This window comes from Rhodoblastus sp. (assembly GCF_041915505.1).
In the GTDB taxonomy this organism is placed as follows: domain Bacteria; phylum Pseudomonadota; class Alphaproteobacteria; order Rhizobiales; family Beijerinckiaceae; genus Rhodoblastus.
Genome location: NZ_JAYSBG010000014.1, coordinates 1 through 24,566, shown reverse-complemented (window position 1 = coordinate 24,566; position 24,566 = coordinate 1). Strand labels below are relative to the sequence as shown.

14 protein-coding genes are annotated in these 24,566 nt (G+C 63.5%); 6 read left to right on the top strand and 8 right to left on the bottom strand.

Annotation, left to right across the window (positions count from 1 at the left end):
- On the top strand, positions 1 to 1,033 hold a 1,033-nt coding region (locus ACE3S9_RS02170; RefSeq protein WP_374544788.1), incomplete at its 5' end, for a hypothetical protein.
- Positions 1,034 to 1,092: 59 nt separating this feature from the next.
- Here ACE3S9_RS02170 and ACE3S9_RS02165 read toward each other — a convergent pair.
- The 4 genes from ACE3S9_RS02165 to ACE3S9_RS02150 form a co-directional block, all read right to left on the bottom strand.
- Complete coding sequence (locus ACE3S9_RS02165; RefSeq protein ID WP_374544787.1) at positions 1,093 to 1,575, bottom strand: hypothetical protein; 483 nt, start codon at positions 1,573 to 1,575, stop codon at positions 1,093 to 1,095.
- Between the two features lie 22 nt (positions 1,576 to 1,597).
- Complete coding sequence (locus tag ACE3S9_RS02160) at positions 1,598 to 3,211, bottom strand: GMC family oxidoreductase (RefSeq protein ID WP_374544786.1); 1,614 nt, start codon at positions 3,209 to 3,211, stop codon at positions 1,598 to 1,600.
- 1 nt (position 3,212) lies between these two features.
- The gene (locus tag ACE3S9_RS02155) at positions 3,213 to 3,704 is read right to left on the bottom strand and encodes a sugar dehydrogenase complex small subunit (protein WP_374544785.1); all 492 of its coding nucleotides are present in this window, start codon (positions 3,702 to 3,704) and stop codon (positions 3,213 to 3,215) included.
- Between the two features lie 149 nt (positions 3,705 to 3,853).
- Positions 3,854 to 5,923, bottom strand: a complete 2,070-nt coding sequence (locus tag ACE3S9_RS02150; RefSeq protein WP_374544784.1) for a hypothetical protein — start codon at positions 5,921 to 5,923, stop codon at positions 3,854 to 3,856.
- A gap of 220 nt (positions 5,924 to 6,143) precedes the next feature.
- Here ACE3S9_RS02150 and ACE3S9_RS02145 point away from each other — a divergent pair, with 220 nt between their 5' ends.
- The 4 genes from ACE3S9_RS02145 to ACE3S9_RS02130 all read left to right on the top strand — a co-directional run bounded on the left by ACE3S9_RS02145 (position 6,144) and on the right by ACE3S9_RS02130 (position 15,599).
- Positions 6,144 to 11,060 carry a tetratricopeptide repeat protein gene (locus ACE3S9_RS02145; protein WP_374544783.1) on the top strand — a complete coding sequence of 1,639 codons (4,917 nt, stop codon included), beginning with the start codon at positions 6,144 to 6,146 and terminating at the stop codon, positions 11,058 to 11,060.
- A 13-nt stretch (positions 11,061 to 11,073) separates the two neighbouring features.
- Positions 11,074 to 12,975 (top strand): protein kinase, encoded by a 1,902-nt coding sequence (locus ACE3S9_RS02140; protein ID WP_374544782.1) that lies wholly within the window; start codon positions 11,074 to 11,076, stop codon positions 12,973 to 12,975.
- A 76-nt stretch (positions 12,976 to 13,051) separates the two neighbouring features.
- Positions 13,052 to 14,899: a trypsin-like peptidase domain-containing protein gene (locus ACE3S9_RS02135; RefSeq protein ID WP_374544781.1), complete on the top strand. Its 1,848-nt coding sequence runs from the start codon at positions 13,052 to 13,054 to the stop codon at positions 14,897 to 14,899.
- A gap of 49 nt (positions 14,900 to 14,948) precedes the next feature.
- Positions 14,949 to 15,599, top strand: coding sequence for a hypothetical protein (locus ACE3S9_RS02130; RefSeq protein ID WP_374544780.1), 651 nt, complete (start codon positions 14,949 to 14,951; stop codon positions 15,597 to 15,599).
- A gap of 732 nt (positions 15,600 to 16,331) precedes the next feature.
- Here the strand turns inward: ACE3S9_RS02130 and ACE3S9_RS02125 are convergent.
- From ACE3S9_RS02125 to ACE3S9_RS02115, 3 genes are read right to left on the bottom strand one after another with little or no spacing between them, the layout of a single operon-like run.
- Positions 16,332 to 17,567, bottom strand: coding sequence for a cytochrome P450 (locus ACE3S9_RS02125; RefSeq protein ID WP_374544779.1), 1,236 nt, complete (start codon positions 17,565 to 17,567; stop codon positions 16,332 to 16,334).
- Entirely contained in the window at positions 17,564 to 19,150 is a 1,587-nt protein-coding gene (locus ACE3S9_RS02120) for a Dyp-type peroxidase (RefSeq protein WP_374544778.1), read from the bottom strand. The genes ACE3S9_RS02125 and ACE3S9_RS02120 overlap by 4 nt, the downstream gene beginning before the upstream one ends.
- A complete protein-coding gene (locus ACE3S9_RS02115; protein WP_374544777.1) occupies positions 19,132 to 20,745 on the bottom strand; it encodes a hypothetical protein in 1,614 nt (537 codons plus the stop codon). The genes ACE3S9_RS02120 and ACE3S9_RS02115 overlap by 19 nt, the downstream gene beginning before the upstream one ends.
- A 168-nt stretch (positions 20,746 to 20,913) precedes the next feature.
- Here ACE3S9_RS02115 and ACE3S9_RS02110 point away from each other — a divergent pair, with 168 nt between their 5' ends.
- On the top strand, positions 20,914 to 22,647 hold the full coding sequence (locus ACE3S9_RS02110; RefSeq protein WP_374544776.1) for a tetratricopeptide repeat protein: 1,734 nt from the start codon (positions 20,914 to 20,916) through the stop codon (positions 22,645 to 22,647).
- Between the two features lie 4 nt (positions 22,648 to 22,651).
- Here the strand turns inward: ACE3S9_RS02110 and ACE3S9_RS02105 are convergent, their stop codons facing one another.
- On the bottom strand, positions 22,652 to 24,355 hold the full coding sequence (locus tag ACE3S9_RS02105; protein WP_374544775.1) for an aldehyde dehydrogenase family protein: 1,704 nt from the start codon (positions 24,353 to 24,355) through the stop codon (positions 22,652 to 22,654).
- Between the last annotated feature and the right edge of the window lie 211 nt (positions 24,356 to 24,566).

Genomic DNA, 24,566 nt, shown 5'->3' with positions numbered 1-24,566 from the left:
CCGTGGTCGACGCGCGCATGCCTATGCGGCGCATCCGCATGGCGGCGGACGGTCATCAGCGAGCGCCAGCCATGACGGCGCGCCGGAGGAAAAGACCGACTCGACCAGGACGCTGGCGTCGCTCGGCATCTCGCAGCGGACGCAGACCGCGGTTTTGAAGGCGATAACCCCGGCGGAAAGCCTGAACACCGTTGGCTCCACCGACGACAAGAACCAGGTCGGCGCGACCTCCAGCCGCGATGACGAACGCGATTACACCAAACGCATCGTCGCTTTGATCGAAAAATTCAAGAAGACGGAGAAGGCTCAAAGCGCCACCGGCGAGGGCGACATCACCGAACATGCGATCCTGCAGGCCGTAGACGATGCTTACAAACATGCGGACCTTGAGCGGTTCAGTACTTTTGTCGGCGAGGATTGGACGCAGGAGCGCCTGCGGGTGCTGATCCTCGAGCGCGTCGACGAAATGAGCGACTCGATGCTGCGCGGCACCAACAAGGGCCGGGTGTCGATGGAGGACGTGCGGGAAGCCACCAACAGTTCGGCCGAAGCCATCTACAATCGACTTTTCGAACTTTCGGAATTGCTGGCCGAAAATCACAGCTCGGCGTTGTTCGTGCAATTGCTTTATCAATCGCATGGCGACGCGGCGCTCGGCGCGGTGCGGGAGAATATCGAACGCTCGCTGGCGCGCGCCTCGGCGCGCGTCTCAGGCGATTTCGACGGGCTGATCCGACGCGACGCGCGCGCCTATGCGCTGAATTATCGCAAGCAGCGCATCATTTTCGACTGTCTCTCGGAGAATATCGTCAAGGTGACGACAGCGGTGCAGGGGATCGCCTCGATCGACGAAATCGACAAGCGGATCGGCGATCTCGCCAACACCGAGTGCAAGGCATGGGTCAATAGCCAGTTCATGACGGCGGACAAGAAATTGCTGGCTCAGCAGCCTGTGCCGCTGCGCGCCGTCTGGACCAAGACCGGCCCCGCCGACGATCCGTCGATGTACAGCCGCCCGAGCAGCGCGTTGTGAGCAGGTAGTCGGGGTCTCGCTGGAACGCGCGATGAGCGCCTTGCCGGGCGTTTCGGTCGTCAGGGGGCCGCCCGCCAATTTTCGGCGACAAATCCCTGCGCGTCGACCGCCGTGATCACTTTCCCGGCGACGGCGCGCCGACCAGCGCAGCGCCACTCATAGATCGTGTCATGGCCCGTCGCCGCCATCGGGATACTGTCCGATCCCGGATTCTGACGGCAATAGGCTTTGGCGCCCGGAAGCGCCCGGCGTTTATCCGCCTTGCCGCAATTCAGATTGGCTCCGACCCAGCAGGTCAGGAGTTTCGTCCCGACACAGCGCACCATCGTCGCGTCGCGCGCCATTTCCACGGAAATGCCGAAGGTCGCCGCGACCCTCGCCGCCAGTTGCGGCGGCGTGTTGACAGCTTCGCTCCTTCCGGCGCCTCCGGCGCAATAGTCGTCGGCATAAGCAACATTCAGGGCCCCGGCAAAGAACAGTCCGCCAAGGACAAATGCCCTTGCAAGGGCGCCGGCTATCCGCCGCTTGAACACGCGCATCATGGTCAACCTCCTGTTGGAGATCTCAAAGCAGACGCTGAATCGTCTCCGCCGCGCGCAAGGCAAGGGCGGCGATCGTCAGGGTCGGCGGCAACACGCCGCTGGTCGGGAAAGTCGCGCCGCCGACGATAAAGAGATTTTTGTAGTCGTGAGCTCGCAACTCGGGGTCCACCACCGATGTCTTGGCGTCTGTTCCCATGCGGGCGGTGCCGAGAATGATCGCGGTGCTCGCCGCCATCGGGAGTGTGCGCATCTCCGTCGCGCGTAATGCGCCAAAGATCTGGTTCTGACGCTCGACGGCATCGTTCAGTCCCCTCTTGGCGTAATCGTCGATCTTGAACGTGATGCGCGGGCGCGGCAGCCCGGCCGTGTCGCGCTGTCCGAAATCCGGCACGATGCGGTTGGCGCTGTCGGGGAGCATTTCCGAGGTGGAGCCGATCATCAATTCGCGCGCCGTGCGATCCGCGACGGCCTGTCTCAGCCTTTTCCCCCAAAATCCCAACCGGGCGAGCTGTTCGGCATATTCCAGCGGGCCGATCGCCCGCTGCCAGCCGGCGTTCGACACCGAGGTCCCGACCGCCGCCTGCGTCGCGCGAAACGGGCCGTCGCGGAACTCCGCGATGCCGGAGGTGCCGACCGGCCCCCGATAGGGATAGACCGGATCGCCCGCGAGACCCAAAGTGACCTGGTCGATCTGTCCCATCAGATTGCGGCCGACCATGTCGCTGCTGTTGGCGACGCCATTTGGCGTCAGTTCCGACCGTGACATCAGCAGCAGCTTCGGCGTCTCGATCGCATGGGCTGCGATCACGAAAATCCGGCCCCTGGCTTCGCCTTCGCTGCGATCCGGGCGCAGAAAGCGGATGCGGCTGACCTGCCCGTCGGCGCCGACATCGACGGCTGTCGCCACGGCGTCGGCTTCGACGCGGGCGCCGAGAGCCTCGGCCTTCGCGGCATGGACGCTGGCGTCCCATTTGGCGCCGATGGGGCAGACAGGAACGCAACTCGCATTGCCGCAACAGGCGGGGCGATCGTCATAGTCCCGCGTGTTGCGGAACTGCGGAAAAACGCCGAGCGTCAATCCAAGCGGCGGAAGCACCTCGGCGACCTTGCGATCGAGATAGGTCGCGGGGACGGGAGACATGGGAAAGGGCGTCCGCCTGGGCGCGCCTTCGTCAAAGGAGGGATCGCCCGCGACGCCGGTTTCACGCTCGGCTTCTTCGTAGAATGGAACCAGATCGTTGTAACCCAGAGGCCAGTCCAGGCCGACGCCGAACAGCGATCGCGTCCGGAAATCGCTCGGCCGAAAACGCGAGGCCGTGCCGCCCATATGCCATGTCGTACCCCCCACGCCGCGGAGGTAAACGCCCGTGAACGGGTCGGGCCCGTCATTGATGTAATAGGTCGACATGTCGTCCGTGTCGGGATGCGGGGCGATGGACGAGGAAACATAGGCGCTGTTTGGCCCCTTGCGCGCCGAAGCCTGAAAGCGTCCGACGGCGTCGCCGCGATCGATGCGCGGACCGGCTTCCAGGATGAGAACTTTTATTCCGGCGCCGGCCAGTTTGAAGGCCAGCAGCGACCCCGCCACGCCAGCCCCCACAATCACCACATCGGCGGAAAGGCTGGATTGCGACATGCTATTTGACCGTCGCCGACATATCCGGGGCCTGCGACCATTCGCCGAACGCCACCCCGCAATAGCTTGGCGGTTTGGCGTAGCCGGTCGCCGGCCACGCCGCCACGTCCGTATAGGACAGCACGAGTTCATTGCCGCTCTTCATCGGCGCCAGTCCCGAATACCAAAGCGCGACGAGCCGCGACACAAGCGGCCCCAGACCGTTGGCGCGGAAATCCAGCTCGTCGTCGCTCACGCCTTCGACAAGCACGATGAGCGCGTTCAGCTTCTCGTCGGTAAATTCATGCGACAGCAACGCTAGAATATCGGCGCCCAGCGCCCTGCTGAAAAGCGGCACGTCGCAAAGGCGCGCGCTGACGGCCATGAAGCGATCGAACGCCAATGTCGGCCCGGCCTTCACGGGAAGGGCCGCCCCCAGTGACAATGCGGCGACGCCGGCCAGAAGCCCGCGTCGCGAAAGACCAGTTTGGCGCTCCGTCAAAGCCGTTTCCATGGCGCATCGGTCCATGAAGCAATGAGAGGACGTCAATTTGACAGGCTTCCCCTGCCCCGACAAGCAAAACGACGGCTTTCGCCAATGGTCTTTGCGTCCAACCCGCCGGAGCAGGAACGCCGGGCTCCAGGCCGCACGCCAATATTGCGTCATCCAAAGTTCGACGGATTTTCGATCGGGCGGCCGCGATGATCGATGAGCCAATCGGCGTTTTCAGCCAAGGCTTCGCGTCCGAGCTCCAACATGATCGCGCGATATTTCTCAGAATCGTCCTGGGCTTTGTCGGCTTCGATCAGCGCCTTGTTGAACAGGCGCCCCATGCGCGCATAAGCGTGCGCATGCGCCTCGAACGACTGCTTTTCCATGTAGAGGCCGTGAAATCCCGCCATGCCGAAGGCGAATGTCGAGAGCAGGATCAGGACGCCTTCCGCCAACTCGGACCTCTCCACGACCTCGACAGCCTCGCAGACCGCCAAGAAGGCGAGGCAGAAGGCGACAGAGACGCCCGACCAGAACCAGGCCTTGGCGGCGCCTTCGTTGAAATCCAGCGCCTGCTTGTTCAGCAGGAATCGTCCGCCATCACGCGACGGACCGACAAACCAGTCCCGCTGATTTTGCAGCCAGCATTCGCGAATAATGTCGCGTTGCGGCGCGTCCAGCTTCAACGCCACCGCGGCCGCCCAGAGCGCCGGACCGCGCAACGCCTGCTGAACCCATCCCAGTTCGTCAAAATGCTTGCGCAGGTAATAATCGGAAACAGCGCCCGGCATGGCCGCCAGACACCAGAACACTTGCACGCGCATGGCTTCGGCGATCGCGCGATAATCGAGAAATTTTTCCTGCCAGCGCTGTGGGCGCACCCTGAGTCGATAGAAGGCTCCGGCCGCAATGATTATGACCGCATAGGCCACCGCGAAAACCGCCGATCCTCTCGTCGCGCTCTCGCAAAGCGAACGCCATTGCGCCGGGAGGAGCTCGCAGTGCAGCGGAAAAAGTCCGAGGAACAGGACGCTCGCGGGAATGGTGATCGCAAAAATGAAAACCGCGCCGCCGCGTCCGAGGAAGAGGAGCCTGAATCGCGTCCAGAAATCGGAATAACTCCGCATGGCGGTATCGCCCTCGCCCATCAGCTTTCGCTGAATCCCCTGAGCGGCCATGTCCGTGGCTGCCTGCAGGCGCCGCAGAATTTCAAGGTGAAGAAAAAGCTCGCGATCCACGACGTCGCCATGCTGCGGACGAATATAGCCGACGTGACGTTCGACGCCCGCGGCGTGGCCGCGCACGGCTTCCGCAATGCCATTGTTCAGTTCGACGATTTCCTTGAGGAAGGGACTGGTCCATCGGCCAAGACGCTCCTTCGACAAATCCTTCCAGAAATGAACCGGCTCATCGATGGCCGACGCGCGTTGTTTCTGCTTCGAACGCTTCTCCTGCCACAGCCGCATTTTCCCAGCCGGGTCGTCGTCAGGCGCGCTTGATGGCGGCTCCGTTTCAGTCCCCGCGCGCGGCGTCATGATGTGGATAAGAGGGCCGCTCGGCGTCAGATCCAGATGCGACGTTTCGCCGGGAAAGAGCCGGCTGATTGCGAAGGCTTCCGCATCGCTCTCGCCCCATTGGCGAAAATGAACGACTTGCGCCGTTCCGCCTCTCACGCCCTCCGCCTCGCCAGCCGCTTCCGCGTCGCGCCACTCGTCCCCGTCCCAAAGCGCCAGAAGCAGATGGCTGTAGCGCGACAAGATAACGCCAAGTTGTTCATATTGAAGCTTATGGGACTTGTCGGCCGTCAGCCACGGCAACTCCAGCCTGAGAGCTGTCCTGCCGCGATCTTTTTCTTTCCAGAACCGATCGAAAGCGTCCAGCGCGTCGGGATCGTCCGCCATCGTTTCGCGATAAGCCGACAGCGGCATGGGCGCGACCACGATCAGCGGAATGCCGAGATCGAGCGCGACGGACGCCGCCAGTTGGTCGGCGCCCGCCGCCGCTCCCGTCAGGAGATGGACGGCGCCCGGCCGAAAGCGGTTTTTCAGATGGGTCAGGATTTCGCGAACGCTGGCCCGGAGCGCCTTGTTGACGTCGGAATCCTCGCGCGTGTCGATATCGCGATGCCCGGTAACGCCGACAATGACCGGAAATTGGATCGCGCCATGCTCTGCGGCGTCTGCGGACGGCTCCGAGGCGGCTTTCGCGGAAGCGGCCTCATTGACCGGCTCGTCGAGCATCGCGGCAGATTCCCTGTTTGGAGCAGCAGTTCAAACGGTCAGCAAGACTAGCTTAAACCGCGGCCCTTCGCCACATTCGCCGAGGCCGTTCACGATCGGCGCCAGCCAGAACCTTTGCATTCCGACAGGGTCTCCTGTCGTCCTGTCTGGACTGGCGGCTGGGCGTCGTTCAAAATGGGTCGTTACATGAATGGAATTGGCTTCGCTCGCGAGGCTCGCGATGTCGCGCATTTTTCTGTCACATTCGAGCAAGGATAATTTCGCGGCGGTCGCTGTTTGCGACTGGTTGAAGGCGGAGGGCTGGGAGGACGTCTTTCTCGATGTCGATCCCAAGGAAGGCATCCATCCGGGCGAGCGCTGGGAACGCGCGCTCTATACGCAGGCGTCGGATTGCGAAGCGGTGCTGTTTCTGGTGTCGCGCAACTGGCTGGCGTCCGAATGGTGCCGGCGGGAACACGACCTCGCCCGAAGACTCAATAAATGCATTTTCGTCGTGCTGATCGAGACCATCGCCATCGACGATCTGCCGCTGTTCCTCAAGGAGACGCGCCAGGCGGTCTCGCTTGCCGCCGGCGAGGATCACCTCGTCTTTCATCCCAGAATGCCGGTCACGCAGGAAGAAGGCCAGATCACCTTTTCGGCCGAGGGACTGGCGCGGTTGAAGAACGGGCTGACGCGGGCCGGGCTCGATCCGCGTTTTTTCACGTGGCCGCCCGAGGCTGATCCGGACCGCGCGCCCTATCGCGGACTGGAGCCGCTGGACGCGGTCGACGCCGGCGTGTTTTTCGGCCGCGACGGCCCGATCATCGAAGCGCTGGACGCGCTGAGAGGTCTGCGCGAGGCGGCCGCTCCGCGCCTGTTCGTCATTCTCGGCGCCTCGGGGGCCGGCAAATCCTCGTTCCTGCGCGCCGGGCTGTCGCCGAGGCTTCGGCGCGACGACCGCAATTTTCTCGCCTTGCCGATTATTCGGCCGGAGCGAACGGCGATCAGCGGCGCCAATGGCTTCGTGGCGGCGCTGGCCGAAGCCGCCGTGAAACGCGGTCTCGCGATCTCCCGCGCGCAGATCCGCGAGTCGATCGCCGGCGGCGCGGCCGCGCTGCGCCCGATCCTGCAAAAGCTGGCCGCGCGAACGGGCGAGGACAAGCCGCGAACATTGGTCATCGCCATCGACCAGGCGGAAGAGCTTTTCGCCGCCGAAGGCGCGGCCGAGGGCGAAAGGCTGCTGGAGCTGCTGCGTGATTTCACCAGCGAGGATAGCCCGCCGGTGATCGCGCTTTTCGCCATCCGGACCGACAGCTATGACGCGTTGGAGCACGCAAAGCCGCTTGAAGGCTTGGGTCAAAAGGCTTTTCCCCTTCTGCCGATGCCGAGGGGAGCCTATCAGACGGTGATCGAAGCGCCGGCGCGACGCCTGACCCAGGCGGGACGCAAATTCGAGATCGCCCCCGGCCTGACTCAGTCCCTGCTCGAAGACATCGAGAAAGGCGGCGGCAGTGACGCCCTGCCCCTGCTCTCCTTCACGCTGGAGCAGCTTTATCGCGATCACGAGGCGGCCCGGCGCGTTTCGCGCGAGGATTACGAAAAATTCGGCGGCCTGTCGGGCGCGATCGACGCGGCGTTGGCGCGGGTCTTCGCCGCCGCCGACGCCGACCCGCGCATTCCCAGGGACCACGCCCAAAGGCTCGCGTTGCTGCGGCGCGGGCTGATCCCGTGGCTGGCCGGCGTCGATCCCGAAACCAGAACGCCACGCCGCCGCGTCGCCCGCGCGGCCCAAATTCCCGAGGAGTCGCGGCCGCTGGTCGATCTGCTCGTCGCACAGAGGCTTTTGACCCGCGACCGCGACAAGGACACGCATGAGGCGACCATCGAGCCGGCGCACGAGGCGCTGCTGCGCCAATGGGGCGGACTCAAGGGCTGGCTGGAGGAAGATTTTGGGCTTCTGGCGACGCTGGAAGGCGTCAAGCGCGCGGCGCTCGACTGGGACGCCAATGCGCGCGGCCCCGCCTGGGCGGCGCATGGCGGCGCGCGGCTGGAGGACGCTGACCGGCTCGACGCCAGGCCCGACCTCGCCGCTTTGCTCGATCCGACCGATCGCGCCTATCTCACGGCCTGCCGCGCCAGAGAGACAGCAGCGCGCGAGGCGGAGGCCGCGCAACGCCGCATGGAAGCGGATCTCGAACGGGAACAGACCGAAAAGCTGGCGGAGCGCGCGCGGAATTCGCGACGGGTGGCCTGGATTTCCACGATCGGCGCGGTCGCGGCGCTGGTTCTGGCGGCGGCGGCGGGCTGGGAATGGAGGACCGCGCAGGCCCAGCATGACCGGGCGGAGAAGGCGTTGGCGCTGGCGACCGACACCGCGAATAGCCTGGTGTTCGACCTGGCGCAAAAATTCAGAAATCTGGCCGGCGTCCCCGCCGCGCTCGTCGGCGATATTCTGACGCGGGCGCAAAAGCTGCAAGAGCAATTGGCGGAGGGCGGCGCCAAAAACCAGGCGCTTCAGTTCAGCCAGGCTGCGGCGCTTTCCGAAATCGCGATCACGCTTCTCGACAAAGGCGACACCGAGGGCGCGCTCGACGCGGCGCGGCGATCGCTCGATCTGATGCGCGCGCTCTCGGCGGCCGATCCCGGCAATGCCCGCCTGCGGGACAATGTCGCCGTGTCATATTCGCAAGTGGGCGATGTCCTGCAAGCCCGCGGCGATCTGCAGGGCGCGACGAAATCCTATCGCGACAGTCTCGACATTCGAGCCAGCATGGCGAAATCCGATCCGGGCGACGCCAGCCGGCAGAGCGGTCTGGCGGCGTCCTACCAACGTTTGGGCGACGCGCAGATGGCGCTGGGCGATCTTCACGGCGCGGCGGAATCCTTTGGCGCCGGCGTGGCCATCGCCAAAAGCATCGCCAGCTCCAATCCCGGCAATGCCGGCTGGCAGAGCGATATCTCCGTGCTCTACGTAAAGCTCGGGGACGTGTTGTCCGCGCAGGGCGATCTGCAGGGCGCGATGAAATCCTATCGCGACAGTCTGGACATTGACGAGCGCCTGGTGAAGTCCGCCCCCGGCGACGCCGCCTTGCTGCGCGAACTGTCGGTGTCCCTTGAAAGACTCGCCGACGGGCAGAAGGCGTTGGCCGATCTTCAGGGCGCGTTGAAATCCGCCGGTGAAAATCTGGCCATTCGAGAGCGCCTTGCGAAATCGGATCCCGGCAATGCCAGCTGGCAGAGCGATCTGGCGCTGTCCCTGGCGAAAATGGGCGACGTGCAGGAGGCGCGAGGCGACCTTGCGGACGCGTTGAAATTCTATCGCGACAGCCTGTCGATCCGTAACCGTCTGGCGAAGTCGGATCCCGGCAACGCCGGCTGGCGGCGCGATCTGACATTGTCCCTGAACAAGATCGGGGACACGCAATTGGCGCAGGGCGATCTTCAAGGCGCGACGAAATCCTATCGCGACGGCTTGGCGATCGCCGACAGCCTCGCCAAATCCGATCCCGGCAATGTCGTCTGGCGGCGCGATCTGTCGGTATCGTTCATTAAAATCGGCGACGTGCAGGTGGCGCAGGGCGATCTTCAGGGCGCGCTGGAGTCCTATCGCGCATGTTTGTCCATCAGGGACAGCCTCGTAAAACTGGATCCGCGCAACACCCTGTGGCGGCAGGATCTGGCGAAATCCTATGACGCCATCGGCCATGTGCAGGAAGAGCAGCGCGATTTTCAGGGCGCGCTGAAATCCTATCGCGATGGTCGCGACATCATGCAGGGCCTGGCGGACGCCGATCCCAGCAACAGCGGCTGGCAGTTGGACCTGTCGGCGTCGAACAGCTACGTCGGCGACGCCCAGGTTGCGCTGCGGGATTTCGCGGGCGCCATGAAATCCTACCGCGACAGTCTCGCGATCATCGAGCGCCTGGCGAAAGCCGATCCTGACAATGCGCTTTGGCGGAGCGGCCTGGCGACATCCTATGAAAAGGTCGGCGACGCGCAAGCGGCGCAGGGCGATTTTCAGGGCGCGATGAAATCCTATCGCGACAGTCTGGAGATTAAGGAGCGGGTCGCGCGTGCCGATCCAAGCAACGCGGACCGACAGCGCGGCCTGGTCGTGTCTCACGAAAAGATCGGCAATACGCAAGCGGCGCAAGGCGATCTTCCGGGCGCTTCGAAATCGATTGGCGACGCTCTCGCCATCATGGACAAATTGGCGAAATCGGACCCGGGCAATGCCGGTTGGCAAGGCGATCTGGCCGCAATGTATGGCCAATTGGGCAATGTGCAATTTGCGCAACAGAATCTTCCCGACGCGCTGAAATCATATAGCGCCGGTTTGGTCATCATGGATCGCCTCGCGAAATCCAATCCCGCCAATCTCGGCTGGCAGCGTACACTCTCATGGCATCACAGAAAGGTCGGCGACGTTCAGGTCGCGCAGGGCGATCTTCCCGCCGCGCTGGAATCCTATCTCGAAAGTCTGGGCATTCGGGATCGTCTGGCGAAAGCCGCTCCCGACAACGCCGGTTGGCAGCGCGAACTGGAGGCAAGCGACGAAAGGGTCGCCAATGTGCTCAAAAAGCTCAACAGATTGTCGGACGCGCTTCATTACGACGAAGACGATCTCGCAGTTTCCGAACGACAGGCGCAGCGCGACGCGACCAACGAAGCCGACCAACGCGATCTGGCCATCGCCTTGTCGCGGGTCGGGACCGATCTCCTCAAGCTCGAACGCCGGGCGGACGCTGCAGCCGATTACGAAAAAGCGCTCTCCATCCGTCACAGATTGGCGGTCGCGCATCCAGACGACGCGTCGGCGCGGGACAATCTCGTCACCGTCGTGGGAGACATGGGGGAGCTCTCCTTCGAATCCTTGTTTGCGCGCGAATTCGACCTGTCGCTTGCGACCTCCGAAAAAGCCATCGACGCCCAGCCCGGACTTCTTTGGCTCCAGACCAATCGCGCCCACGCGCTGATGTTTCTTGGACGCATCGATGAAGCGAGAAGGATTTACCTCGGTCATCGCGGCGAGATCGCCCATTTCAACAAGGCCTGGGAGACGATCATTCGTGGAGATTTCGCGGCGTTGCGCAAGGCCGGCCTGACACATCCGCTGATGGACGAAATCGAAGCCGCGTTCGGCGCGGCGAATTGAAAGGGGACGAACCATGGCCCCACAGGACGACGCGATCCCGCGAATGAAACAAGCCGCCGAGGCTTCCCCCCAACCCGATCAGATCATCGACGCCTGCCGCGCCGATCTCGCCGCCAATAGTCCGGCCGCCGAAGTTTTGGCGCGTCTGCGCGCCATCGAAACGCAGACGGCCGCCGACATAGCGTTGCGCGCCAAATGGCTCATCGCGACGGGGATTGCGGCCAACCGGCTGGGCCTGCGCGGCGAGGCTTTGGGCGATTTGAATGAAGCCGCCGACCTTTTTTCCCAGTTGAACGAGAACGAGCGCGTCGCCGAAGCCAAGCGCGAGGCGGCGGTGGCGCATGGCTGGCGCGGCGAGGGCCGCGAAGCCGGCCTCGCCCTCCTCCGCGCTGTGGCCGAGTGCCTCGCCAAGAAGGACCTGACCGGCGCCGCGCTGGCTTTGATCGAAGCCGGGCGGCTCGAACTGGAAATGGGCAGGCCGCGCGCGGCGGCGCCGCTGTTCGACCGCGCCCTGAAAATCGAAAACGCCAATCTTCCGGCGCTTCAGAGGCGTCGGACGGAGATCAACCAGGCCCAGGCGCTGGTCGCGTGCGGCCTCATCGATGAGGCCTTGCGTTTTCTCGCGGCGATCGGTCCCGGACTCGCCGCCGCATCGCCACGCTTGCGTCTTCTCGCGGCGCTGGAAGAGGCGCGCTGCGCCAGCGCGCAAGGGCGCCAGCAGGACGCCCATTCCCGCATCGAGGCGGCCCGCGTTCTGGCGCCCGAGACGCCGGAGAGTTTCGAAGCTGTCGAACTCGCCGAAGTCGAGGCGGAGCTTGCCCTCGCCGAGAGGGATTTCGCGACGGCCGACACGCTTCTGCGCAGCGCGATCGCCCGATTCGCCGACGACGATCTCGCCGGACGCGAAGTCAAGGCGCAAATCTGCCGGGCAAGCGCGCTCGACGGGCTCGGACGCCCGGACGAGGCGGAATTGGCGCTGGCCGCCGCCTTGCGGCGCGCCGTCGCTCGCGGCTTGATAGGCCATGCCGATCAGGCGCGGAGCGCTCTGGCGGCGCGCGGCGCCTCCGAGAATGGAGCCGACGCCGGCGCCGATCTGGCGCCGCCGGCGCAGGACCTGACGCGCCGCTTCGTGCGACGCCGCCCGCTGGGGGCCGGCGGCCAGGGCAGCGTGACGCGCGCCTATGACATCGAACTCGGCGGCGAGGTGGCGTTGAAACGCGTCAGCCTCGCGCAAATTTACGATACGACCCAACGCGACAATCTGTTGACAGCCGTTCGCAGCGAGGTCCGCGCCGCATCGCGGATCGATCATCCGGGCGTGGCCCGCGTCCGTGGTCTGATCGTCGAGCCGGGCGGCGACGCGACCTTGATCGAGGACCTGATCGATGGTCCAAATCTGCGGAGCCTGCTGCAGGCGCCGCTGCAAGCGGGGCGAGCGCTCGATCTCGCCGCGCGGATCGCATTTGCGCTTGCCGCCGTCCACGCCGCGCGGATCGTTCATTGCGATCTCAAGCCGGAAAATATCGTCATGCCCGGCCCGACAAATCCCGTCATTGTCGATTTTGGCGTCGCGCTGCTCGTTCCGGGAGGGATCTCGCGGTCCGGCACGCCACGCTATATGGCCCCGGAACAGAAAAACGGCTGGCGGGTCGATGCGCGCACCGATCTTTACGCGCTTGGCGTCATTGCTTTCGAACTGCTTGGCATAGCCCCCGATGTCGCCCGAACAGCCTGGCGGGGCGACGCCAGCGTCGCGAAAACGCTGCAAAGCGCCGGCGTCGGCGCGCCATGCGCGCGTCTTCTGCGGCGGCTGGTCATGCCGGTGAGATGGCTGCGGCCGGGTTCGGCGTCGCAGGTCGGGCGAATCTTCGACGACGCGGCCCGGATGGTCCTGCACGGACAAGGGAGCGCTTGATTTTACAACCCTGCGCGAGCACACTCTTTAAAATTCATAGCAACGCGCCGTTCTTATCTCTCATAAGAGTATTGCGATGATTGCGATCCGTCATCTGACCGGGCCCCTTGCCGGACAAACCCAGAGCTTCGATGACGGCAAAGAGAAAATCGAGTTTGGACGCGAGTCCGATTGCGATGTCGTCTATCCTGCCGAAGAGACGCTGGTCGGACGACGGCATCTGGCGCTTGTGCGCGAACTGAACGATTGGGTCGTTCATCTTCATGAGGGGGCGCAAGGCGCTCATTTTGTCGGCATTGAGCCGGCCCTGGCCAGCCCGGACCTGCCGATCCAATCGGGATCGATCTTTCATCTGGGCCGCGACGACGGGCCGAGCTTCGACGTCACCTTCGATCAATCCGCCCATGCCGCAGGTCTGGGCGAGACTCTGCCGCAGGAAAAGGTCACCCCCGCGCCGCAGCTTTTCCGGCGTCTGGCGATCGGAGGCGGTCTGGTCGCGGTGCTGCTCGCCGTCGCTTTCGGCTGGTCGGCCGTCCAGAACCAGCGGCGTGACCACGAACTGGCGGCGACGGTCGCGAGCCTGGCGGTGGATCAGAAGAACGACAGGGACGCTCTGGGGCATATGAGCGCCGCCGCGGCCGCCAGCATCGACCAAAACATCATCAACCGGGTGCGCAAAGCGACATTTCTTGTGGTGGAGGAAGACGCGCAAGGCCGCAAATTCGGCATGGGAACGGCCTGGCCGATCGGTCCGAATGTTCTGGCGACCAATGCGCATATCGCCGGGATCTGCGACGACGCCTTTCCTGTCGAGGACCGCTCGATGGCCGAGTGCAACGACCTCAAGCCCGGCGAAAAAATGCTGGTGGTTCAACCCGGACCTGGCGGGGCGTCCTATCGGGTTGTCGGACACGCTTACCATCCCGGCTACACCGCATTTCCGAAATTCGTGATGGGCGAGGACCCGGCTTTCATCGCCTCGTTCCGCGGCGGCGCGCCGAGCCAGGTCACCGGCTCCGGCTATGACGTCGGATTGTTGCGCATTGACGGCCAATTGCCTCCGGAACTCGTGCTCCAAATGGCTCCCGAGGCGGAATTGCTGGCGCTCGAACCCGGAATGCCGCTGGCGTCCTCAGGCTATCCCTATGAAAATGTCGCGGGCCAGGACGAGATAACGGTCGCGGCCACGCCGCAGATTCATTATGGCGCCATTTCGGCGCTGACGGATTATCTGTTTCTGCCCACGACGTCCGCCCATAGCTATCTGGTGCAACATTCGATTCCCGAAACCGGCGGCGGATCGGGCAGCCTCATTGTCGGCGCGTCGGGCCATATCGTCGCGATCAATAATGCCGGAACTTTCGGACCCAGGGGCGATGGATACCCGCGGGGGGCGCCGAGCGGAGTTCAGATCAATTACGCCCAGCGGGCCGATATCATCGAGGACCTTCACGCCGGACGGGCGCAAGCCGCCTTTGATGCGGACAAGCCCTACTGGTCGAAACAATTGGCCAATTTCAAACGCGGCGTCGACGTCATTGGCGACTGGGTTCTGGAACATGCGAAACCGGACGAGAAATCCGTGGCGCAACTTGTGTCGACCAAGCCTGGCAAGCTTGACGACAGCGACATGCGCGTCAACCCGGACACCAAGAAAAAGCAGCGTGTGAAGGTTGAAACCATCGACGCCTCCGCTGGCCTGGACTATTTTGTTTTCGTCTATGCCGATCGGAAGACGCCGATCGCCATCTATCTCAAGGACGCCGACAACCAGACCCTGGCCAGCAACACCAATAGCGGCTGGTATCCGAGCCTGTCGTTCAAGCCGGCGCGTTCAGGCCCATTGTCCTTGATCGTCATCGGCCCCGATGACGACACAGCTTTCACAACGAAACTCTATACGTGGCGTCATCCCGGCTCTTGATCCTTTGCGGTTCACGGCGGGGAGAATTTCTTGGGGAGGTTTCAGAGCCATGCGCAAGAAAATTGAATTGCTCGTCCTGGCGGCGTCGTTCACCGGATGTATCGCCTTGACGCCGGCATTTGCCGCTTGCACTGGCAGGCCGACTTTCGAGGACGCGTTCCAGAACTTCGATTCGAGTTGGGGGCAAGCGGACGCCTCGGCTTCTGTCAGCGACGGCAAGTTTGTGGTGAGCCCCAGCCCCGGATATGTCCGCATCGTGCTGAGCCAAAGCGACTTCTATGGCGATGGCTCCATCTGCGTTCAGGCCGCGATTTCAGAAGCAAGCTCCATTGACGGCGCGCAAGCCCTGGTGGCGTTCTGGGCGGTCAATAACAGCAACACCTATCTTCTCACCTTGGGCAGCGACGGCAAGCAGGGGTTTTTCAAGGTCGACAGATTGTCGAACAATCGTTGGTTGACCCCGATGAACTGGCAAACGGATCCCGTGATCAAATACCAGCTCGGCGAGGTCAACGCAGTAGAAGTGCAGATGGCGGGCCGCACCGCAACCATCATCATCAACGGCAAGAAATTGGGCCAGCTCAATGGCAGTCCGCCCGACGGCGGGGGCTTGATCGGCATTGGCGCCAGCGCGTCGGCAGGAGTCACGACGAAAGTGTCGTTCCAGAAGTTCCAGTTCTTCAATGCGACGGGGCCCTGACGGGCGCAAGCGCGGGCGCGCCGGGCCCATGGTCCGGGCGCCATTAAAAGGCCTCGCGGACTCGCGATAAACAGGTTCGGCGGCGCGCAGATCGATGACGAAAGCCGCGGCCGGAAAGCAAAGGTCCATCCGATGGCGTTTTCATTTCTCGCGAAAATGGCTTGGACCGCCGAGAGCTCGGCCTGCGCCGCCGCTCTGGCCGCGTCCTTCATCCTGATAGGCGGAACGGCGCGAGGCGACGACACGCCGGCCGCCAAGGACGGCCCGCGTCGAAGCAAGATCGAAATTTCCGGCCCCGCGACGAGAATGGCCAACACGGCCTCATCACTCGGCGCCGCTCGCCTGGAGCCCGCGCTTCGCGTCGCTCCAGACATGGCGAGGTCCGGTTCCCTTCCTTCCGCAGAGGTCAGCGCGATGGCGACGAGGCCAAATGACCGCGGACTTGCGCCAGACTCATCCGCGATCGCCAGCTCGACCGCCGTCTCTGGGTCCACGCCTGCGACTTTCGCAAATGCAGGCTCGAACACGATGGCGCGATCGGCTCCAATGGGCGGCGGCGCGGCGGAGACGGCGGCCGTCCCCGTCGCGCCGGCGACCGGCGTCAAGGCCCTCTCTGGAGAGAGCAGCCAAACCCTTCAAAGGACGAATGCCGACTCTCCGTTACGGAAATAGTCGGCGGCCGGAATGGCGTTGAGTTATTTCGTCGAGAGGAGCGCTGCATCCGGAACGCCCTTAATTGAACTCGACGACCAGTCGTTCCGCGAAGGCGCCATTCTTTTGAAGTTTTCCGTCCGGCCCCGGCGCGCGGCGAAGATTGGCGCGTTTGAGAAGCGGTTTGAGCATCATGTGCAGGGTCGCGCGATTGATGAATCGTCCGAAACATTCGTGGAGCCCGTGACCGAAATGGATGTAGTCCGATTCAGGGCGGTCCGGGTTGAAGACTTTCGGATTGGCGACCCGTCGCGGATCCATCATGGCTGAAGCGAAAGCCGCCAGAACCTGTGAGCCGGCCGGAATCTTGGTTTCATACCGCCGGCCGCGCGCGAGGACGACCTCCTCCAACGCGACGCGAGGCAGCCCGGGCGCGAGCGGATCGAAGCGCATCGCTTCGGCAATATAGCGCCGCAGCCTGTCGTCGTCATTCGCGCGCGCGGCCGCTTGCGCCTCGGCGAGCGCTTCGGGGCGCCGCAGCAATTGCTCCAGCGCCTGCGGAACGACCATCGGCGGCTGCGGCGGTCCGCCGACAACGAAACCCATCAGCGCCGTGCGGATCTGGACGTCGGAAAATCCGGGCTCGCCGGCGGCCTGAAGCGCGAGGCAGCGGCCGAGAACGTCATCCTTCGGAGCGCCTTGCCGACGTTGCGCAATCGCCGCATCGATATGGGCGCGCAAGGCCGGCGCGATCTCATCGACCTCGGCGCGCAAGGCCGGATCATTGCCGCCATCGGCAAACTGAAATTCGAACAGCCGTGTCGCCCAGACCCGCAAATCGCCCTGCGTCGGCGCCGGAATTCCAAAATAATCGGCGAGGAAGTCGAAGGTCGTCTTGCGCACGAGCGCGTCCACCACTTCGATCCGGCCGCCGCTCGACGCGACAATCGCGTCCGCGCGCGCCTCGACGTCCTGCGCGAGACGCGGCAGGTCATCCGGCAGGATGACCTTGCGCATGGCGTCGGTCTGGGCGTGATATTGCGGCGTGTCGCCCATGCCGAGAAAGAACGGCTCGCCGCCCATAATGACCTGCAATTTGGGCTGGTAGACCACGCCGAACTTGGTGTCCGTGGCGAAAACCTCGCGCACGTCGTCATAGCGCGACGTGAGCGTGAGGCTACCGAATGTGAGCACTGGCTTGAACCGCCGCAGCGCGCTGAAGAAAAACGGCATGAGCGCAAACAGCGCGCGCTCGGCCCAAAGTTTTGCGCCCTGCGCGCCGGGGCGGAGAACGTTCTTCGAGGCGAGCGCGCTCATAACGCCTCCAGATAGCGCAGCGCCGCCATGCTGGGCAGGAAGAAATATTCGCCCCCGGCCATTTTCACGAAAGTCTCGACCGGAACGATCCGGCGCAGCGGCGCGTCGGGAATGGTGAAGCCGCCGCTCGGGCCGATCAGCGGATCGGTCTCGTCGAACAGAAACGCGAAATTCGAATTGAGGACCCAGGTCTGCTGCACGAATTCGAACTGCCGCCCGATATCCGTATTGAGGCAGATGAACAGCAGTCCGCGATCGGCGCCGTCGTCGACGCGCGGATCGGCGATGTCGGGACCGAACTTCCGTCCTCGCCGCAGGATGCGGTGGCTGTTGGCGGCGTCGTGCAGCGTCGCCTTGTCCTCCGCCTTCGGCGCGAGTCCGTCGCGCGGATTGCCGCGGCGGATATGGCTTCCCAGCGGACATCCCAGCCCGCGCCGGTCGTGATCGAAAAAGCTGAATTCGTTCTCCGGCTGGCCCGACGCGTCGCGCGGCAGGACGCCGCCCGGACATAGAACATTGCCGTCGCGGTCGCGCCCGACGACGCGGCTGGCCACCCAATCCGCATCGACCGGCGCGCCGCCCGTGTTGATCGAGGCCGCGCTTTTATCCATGGATCGCCAGAATTGCGCGACATCCTGCTTGAGTTCGCGGACGACCATGTAGCTGCCGTCGAGCCCGAGATCGAGGAACCCCTCGCCGCGCGGATGCGGCGGCAATTGCGCCGCGCGCCCGGCGTCTGAGGCGGGCGCGACGGGGCCCGCGGCGACTTCGTTATGGGCGTTCTTGTGGCCCATCAGGATCTCGCCGAGAGGGACGCTGTGGCATGAGTCGCCCTTCGCTGCGTCGATTCCGTCATCGAGTTTGACCACGCCCTCGGCGTAGGGCAGCGGCTGCGACAGGCCGTCGGCGAAGCCGAAATGTTCGCGCGCGATCTTGTTGGCGTCGAAACGAAGGCTGAGCGGAAGCTCGCGAACGATCTTCACGCCATGGGGCGCGAGCGCCGCCTCGACCTCCCGGGCCCAGTCCTGCGCGCTCTGTTCGTCCTTTTCGTAAAGCAGCGCCAGCGCATGCACCGTCACCGGCGTTATCTTTTCCTTTTTCGCGGGCGCGGCTTTGGCGACGCGGAAAGCGCGGGCCTCATTGTCTTGCGTGGCTTCGTCCTCGGGCAAATTGCCGCTCCAGATCGGACCGCCGTCAATGACGGTCGGCTGCCATTCCGAATCGCGGCGGTCGCCGAGCCGACGCAGCCGATCCTCCTGGAACATGCCCTCCTTGAAGGGGCGGTCGAAGCTCGCCAGAATATTGGCGTCGAGGCCCATTTTGCGCAGGCCGAGCCAGGTCAGGCCGAGCGCGGCGCAACGTGGATCCTTGCCGTCCGAATCCGTGATCGGCGCGACGCTACTCAAGGCCTTGAGCCAGGCGCCGCCTCCTTTCAGGTTCTCGAATTCCAGGAACAGCGCGCGGCAGGCCGGCGAGTCGCTAAAGCCGCTGACGACAAGTCCTTGCGTGTTTGTATCGTGCGGCGCCGCGAGCCGCCATTTGGCGGGATCGGGCTTGAGCGCGCTCACAAGTCGCTGATCCATTGCGCGGCCTCCTCGTCGGTCAGCGTCGTTTGGCGAAGCCCGAGCGCGATGCGGCAATTACGCTCGATCTGTTCGGTCGTGAGATCCTTGTAGGCGCTGTACCAGAAGTGGCTGACCGCCATGGAATGACGCGCCCAGTCCTTGAACTGGCGGCCCTGGCTCGCGCCCTCATAGAGGAGAAAGCGGGCCGGCGGAAAGCCGACGCCGCAACTCCAGGCGAGCGTCAGGCCCACATGGGCCTTTTCGATGAAATCATCGAGGTAGCTCTCCCAGGTCTGGTCGAAATTGGAAAAGAACATCAGGCGCGTCTTGTTGTTCACCATCGCCCAGTGCGCGAAATGGATGGTGCGCATCGATCCCAGATAGCCGTCGCGCGCCGTGACCCTCAGCAGCAGGCCGAGGCCGAGATGCCCGGCGCGGATCAGAGTCGCGCGCAGGATCCCCGGCTTTATCAGCACGATCGAGCCCATATGGTTTTGCGGAATCCAATCCTCGCGTTGCGCCATCTCCCGCAGCAGTTTCGGATCGACATAGGGCGCGTTCTGCGAACAATCGGCGCGTTCGATCGAGCGCAGCCAGACGAGCACGCCCATCACGGTCGCCGGCACGCTGAGCAGCCCAAGCGCCAGCCATATGACCATGTCGGACCAGGCTTCCACGAAGTCGCGGCCGGTGAGCAGCATGGACAAAGGCGCGCCGATGACGCTGGCGACGGCGCAATAAAGCGCCACGAACATGACGATCGCCGGCAATTGCGCGAACAGGAATTTCGGCAGGTCGAAACGCGTCGGCGTCACCGTGCCCGGCAAGGGATCGGCGATCCGCTTCAACCACGCCGCCAGCACCACGAACAGGATCAGCGCCAGCACGAAATAGCGTAGGCTTGGCATGAACAAAGTGAGCGCGAGGCCGGGCAGCGACAGCGCGAAAATCGCGGCGACGACGAAAGCGGCGAGCTTGAGCCGGTCGGCGATATCGTCCCAGAACGAGATGCGCGGCGGCGCGGGTTGGCTGAGCCAGGGGAATTTGTCGACCAGCGCCGCGCGCAGCTTCTTGTGTACGCCCACCGGCTCGAGCTTGCGATAATCGACGTCCTCCGCAGCAAGCCGCTCGCGCGTCGCCAGGAACAATGTGTGTTCGTCGCGGATGCGGTCGCGCGTCATGCCGCGATTGCCATGATGGAACGCCGTGGGCGTCAGCGCGCGCGCTTCCAGATAAGGCGCGAGCGGCGCGCGCGAATTGGGCGCCGTGACCGCGTCGAACAAGGGGCCTTGATCGTCGAGCGGCCGCTTGCAGCATCGCAGGAAGGTGCGCAGATCGTCGCCGATCGCCGCTTCCAACTGCGCCCAGAACGGTCCGGACGCGCCGTCGAAATTGGCTTCGATCACGAAAAGAGGGTCGTAATCATAGCCCGGAAAAAGGCTGAGCGACATGAAATGGAGGACGGGAACCCGGGTCAGAAATTCCGCGAAGGGGCCCATCGCGCCGAACGGATCCCTGCATCGTTTATTGTGCAGGTCGTCGAGCAGGCCAGATAAATACTCATAACTTTCCGGTTTGACTTCGAGCGCCACTGACAATGTCGTCTGTCGCATGATGGCGTCTCCACGGAAAGCATGACCACAGCTCACGCTCCACAAAAGCGTGGCCATGAAATAACTTCAACTATGCCAAGAACTACAAGTTTACGAAATTTTACACTGGCGTCATCTGACGCACCACTAGCATAGCTCAAGGATCACAGGATTTGGAAGCAAATAAACGTGAGCGCGGCTGGAAATAAGCACGCCCTATGTCGTTGTCGTGTCAAAAAGACATCGCCCAACGCGTATCCGCCAATTGGAAGATCACATTTTCGAGAGCGCTACCTGCCGGAAAGGTGTTATGGTCCACCATCATTAAACTTAAGGGCAGTCGGAATATCCGTTATGACAGAAAGGCCCCGGTCGCCGGGCGAGACCGAAGCCGAGCGGGTCAAGGCCTGTCTGGCCAGGATTTTGTCGACCGAAGTATTTGCCCAGTCCGAGAGGCAGAAACGCCTCCTGGCTTATCTCGTATCAGAGACGCTCGAAGGCCGTGGCGACCGGCTGAAAGGCTATTCGATCGCTATGGCGGTGTTCGACCGCGGCGCTGACTTCGATCCGACCACGGAACCCATCGTGAGGGTCGAGGCGGCCAGGCTACGCGGCAAGCTGCGCGAATATTACGAACGCGAGGGACGCGCCGATCCCTTGCGCATTGAAATCCCGAAGGGTTCCTACGCCGTCCAGATCAAGGGCGCGATGGGCGGCGATGAGCGGCAGGAGCCGCGCCGGGAGCCAGCCCAAGTCAAGCCGTCGATCGCCGTCCTGCCCTTCGCCAATCTGAGCGACGATCCACGCCAGGATTATTTCGCCGACGGCATCGCCGAGGATTTGATCACCGACCTGTCCAAATTGTCGGGCCTGCTGGTCATCTCGCGCCATTCCTCGTTTCTTTACAAAGGCAGCTCCAAGCCGGCCGACGTCATCGCTGATGAACTAGGCGTGCGCTGCCTGGTCGAGGGCAGCGTGCGGCGGTCCCACGACCGCGTGCGGATCGCGGCCAGTCTGATCGAGGCGGCCACGGGCGCCCAGATCTGGGCCGAGCGATATGACCGCGAGCTGCAGGACATTTTCGCCGTTCAGGACGACGTCGCGCGTCGCATCGTGAAAAGCCTGCAAATCAGACTGGTCGGCGCCGAATCCGACCGCCTCGGCCACGAAGGCACCAGCAGCGCCGAGGCCCACGACAAGCTTCTGCGTGGCCTTGAGCGTTTCTGGAAATATGAGCGGCAGGCCGTCAAGGAAGCCGTGCAATTTTTTGAAGAGGCCCTAGCCATCGATCCCCAATATGCGGCCGCCCACGCCTGGCTCGCGCGGGTGCTGATGTTCATTTGGGCCTTGGTTTATGCCGACGACCGGATTTTCAATCGCGCCTTCGATCATGCTTCGAAGGCGGTCGCGCTCGACGAGCAGCTTCCGCTGGCTCAAGCGATGCTCGGATATATTCAAATGTGGCGTGGCAAGGGAGAGGAGGCTTTCGAGGCCGGTCGCCGCGCCGTCGCCTTGGATCCCAACGATGCGGACGCCCGCGTCTATCTTTCGCTGATCCTTCACGCGCTTGGCCGCACGAAAGAGGGCCTGCAATATATCCGCAGCGCCATTCGTCTCAATCCGCACCCATCGACCTTCTATCTGTTCGCGCTTGGCTGCAGTTATTCCGGCCTTGGCCAATATGAAGAAGCCGTGGCCGCCTTCCTTCAAGGCAAGGCTTTGAACCCGGATTTCTCGCCGAATTATGCTTTGCTTGCGACGAATTTGCTGAGGCTCGGGCGAACCGAAGAGGCCCTCGCGGCATGGCGCACTTTTCTGACGCTCGCCAACGGGCGTCCCGCCCCCAATTCCATATTGGTCGAGCCTCACCGCTCCGATTTCGACGCCGATCTCGTCGAGCTGGAGCGGCTGAACCGGGGCTGAAAACTCAACACCTTATTGCCGTCGCGATGACTCCCGGCGCCTTGAGCCAGCTCGCGCTTTCGTCGAGCGCGGTCAATTTCGGCATCAATCGCGCCGCGGTCCGGTGGCTCGGGAAATAGGCGGGCTTCGGAAAAATCGTCAGCGGATGGCGCATGACGACCTTTTCGATACCTTCCAGCATCGGCGTATTGTGCACGAAGCCATTGCCGCTCTGGATGTCGCGCGAATCCGAACCGGGATAAGCGCCCCATGGCGGCGCGCCGAACGCAAAGACCATCGTCGGCGCCGCATTGACCGCCACGACGCCATAGCGCAGATCGCAGATCGCCGTTTCCACCGCCTCACCGTCGACCCGTCGCGGAACCACGAGCGTGGCGTTCAGCGTGCCCCACAGGCGCTCATTGGCGAAATCGACGGCGCGCGGCAGAAAATCCGCGGCGTCAGCGGCGTCGAGAGCCGTCTCGAACAAGGCGGGGCAAAGGGACTCGCACAGGAAAGCCGGATCGAAACTGTTGTTCGGATCGAGATCGGTGACAAAAGCCCAGGGCAACACGCCCTCGCGCGCTTCGCCGAACTTGCTGATCCTCTCCCTTCCGGTCGTGCACAGGCGATAATTGTCGATAGCGCCGGGATAATAGGCCTGCCTTGGCGGCGTCCGCTCGAAGGCGGCCGCGACAAGGCGCAGAAAGGCCTCACGTTGCGGCCAGTTCCTGGCGGTCACCAAAATTTTCGGCGCGCAACAGGTGAAAGAGGCGTTCAAGGCCAGCGCGGCCGCGACGTCTTCGGCCTGATAGCGCAATTCCGCATCGGAATATTGGCCGGGAACGACGATCACCGGCGAAACATTGCCGAGTTCGGCGGTCACCGGCTTGTCGAGCGCCGGCCTGCGACGCGCCTTGCGCAATTCGCGCTCATAGCCGGGCGGTCCCCAGACCAGCGCGTCATAGGTCTTTTTCGAGCCGGTCAAGTGGATTTCATCGACGCCGGGATGGTGGGCAAGATAGGCGCCCTCCTCGGCGCCGCCGTAAACGAAGGCGAGGAAACCTTGCCTGATCGGCTCGCGAAAAGCCTGTTCCAAATAGGGGCCGAGATAAGCGTTCACCGGGCTCAGCTTCACCAGGCAGGTTTTGCCTTCGTTGAACATTTTGGAAATGATGTCCAAGGAGACGATCGCTTCGATATTGCCGGCGGCCAGGATCGCGACAACCTTGCTCTCGCAGGCGCGCTGTTTGTAAAAGCGCGCGCGCGACTCCACGTCTTCGTTCGTCACGCCCCGCGCGAGATGGACATCGACTTTCACTTTGGGAAACAACAGGGAGTCGAAAACATTCGCCGGAAAGACGTTTACGCTCAGCCGCCCGTCAAAGGTGCGGCCAATCTTGCCGATGCGCGTGTTCCCGGTCTGCTTGAGCGATTCCAGCGACTGGATGATCTGGCGGAAGGCGCGGATGGCGATCCAGGGCCCCATCGTCCACTCGGCGCCCCGACTTTCCTCGGGAATGCCTTTGGCCTCGCAGGCGGCCTTAACCGAAGCCACGGCAATCTGGGCATAGCCGCGCTGCATCGAGCGCGCGAGCGCGATGCGTTCGTCGAGCGACAATCGAGCGAATTTCGCGGCGCTTTCGTTGAGGCGCTCGACGGCGTCGTCGATGCTCCCGGCGCTGTTCGGCGGTTCACGGTCCAGGCGAGATATGGTCGCGGCTATCAATAGCGCCTCCATGCGCGTGGCGGTAAAAACAGCGAAAAAGGGCGCGCCAGGCCGAGACCGGACGCGCCCTCGCCATACGATTTAATCCCCCGCAGCCATTACGTGATCGAAATTCCACGCGCCCTAAATACCAGCGCGTGGGAGACGACTACGGCAGGGAATATGAGCGCCTTAAGTCCGCCAAGGTAGTTTCTAACGGTTAGATACATCG

Excerpts from the sequence above, each read along its gene's own strand:
- ACE3S9_RS02165 (WP_374544787.1), bottom strand. The coding sequence starts at position 1,575 with ATGATGCGCGTGTTCAAGCGGCGGATAGCCGGCGCCCTTGCAAGGGCA.
- ACE3S9_RS02160 (WP_374544786.1), bottom strand. The coding sequence starts at position 3,211 with ATGTCGCAATCCAGCCTTTCCGCCGATGTGGTGATTGTGGGGGCTGGC.
- ACE3S9_RS02155 (WP_374544785.1), bottom strand. The coding sequence starts at position 3,704 with ATGGAAACGGCTTTGACGGAGCGCCAAACTGGTCTTTCGCGACGCGGG.
- ACE3S9_RS02150 (WP_374544784.1), bottom strand. The coding sequence starts at position 5,923 with ATGCTCGACGAGCCGGTCAATGAGGCCGCTTCCGCGAAAGCCGCCTCG.
- ACE3S9_RS02145 (WP_374544783.1), top strand. The coding sequence starts at position 6,144 with ATGTCGCGCATTTTTCTGTCACATTCGAGCAAGGATAATTTCGCGGCG.
- ACE3S9_RS02140 (WP_374544782.1), top strand. The coding sequence starts at position 11,074 with ATGGCCCCACAGGACGACGCGATCCCGCGAATGAAACAAGCCGCCGAG.
- ACE3S9_RS02135 (WP_374544781.1), top strand. The coding sequence starts at position 13,052 with ATGATTGCGATCCGTCATCTGACCGGGCCCCTTGCCGGACAAACCCAG.
- ACE3S9_RS02130 (WP_374544780.1), top strand. The coding sequence starts at position 14,949 with ATGCGCAAGAAAATTGAATTGCTCGTCCTGGCGGCGTCGTTCACCGGA.
- ACE3S9_RS02125 (WP_374544779.1), bottom strand. The coding sequence starts at position 17,567 with ATGAGCGCGCTCGCCTCGAAGAACGTTCTCCGCCCCGGCGCGCAGGGC.
- ACE3S9_RS02120 (WP_374544778.1), bottom strand. The coding sequence starts at position 19,150 with ATGGATCAGCGACTTGTGAGCGCGCTCAAGCCCGATCCCGCCAAATGG.
- ACE3S9_RS02115 (WP_374544777.1), bottom strand. The coding sequence starts at position 20,745 with ATGCGACAGACGACATTGTCAGTGGCGCTCGAAGTCAAACCGGAAAGT.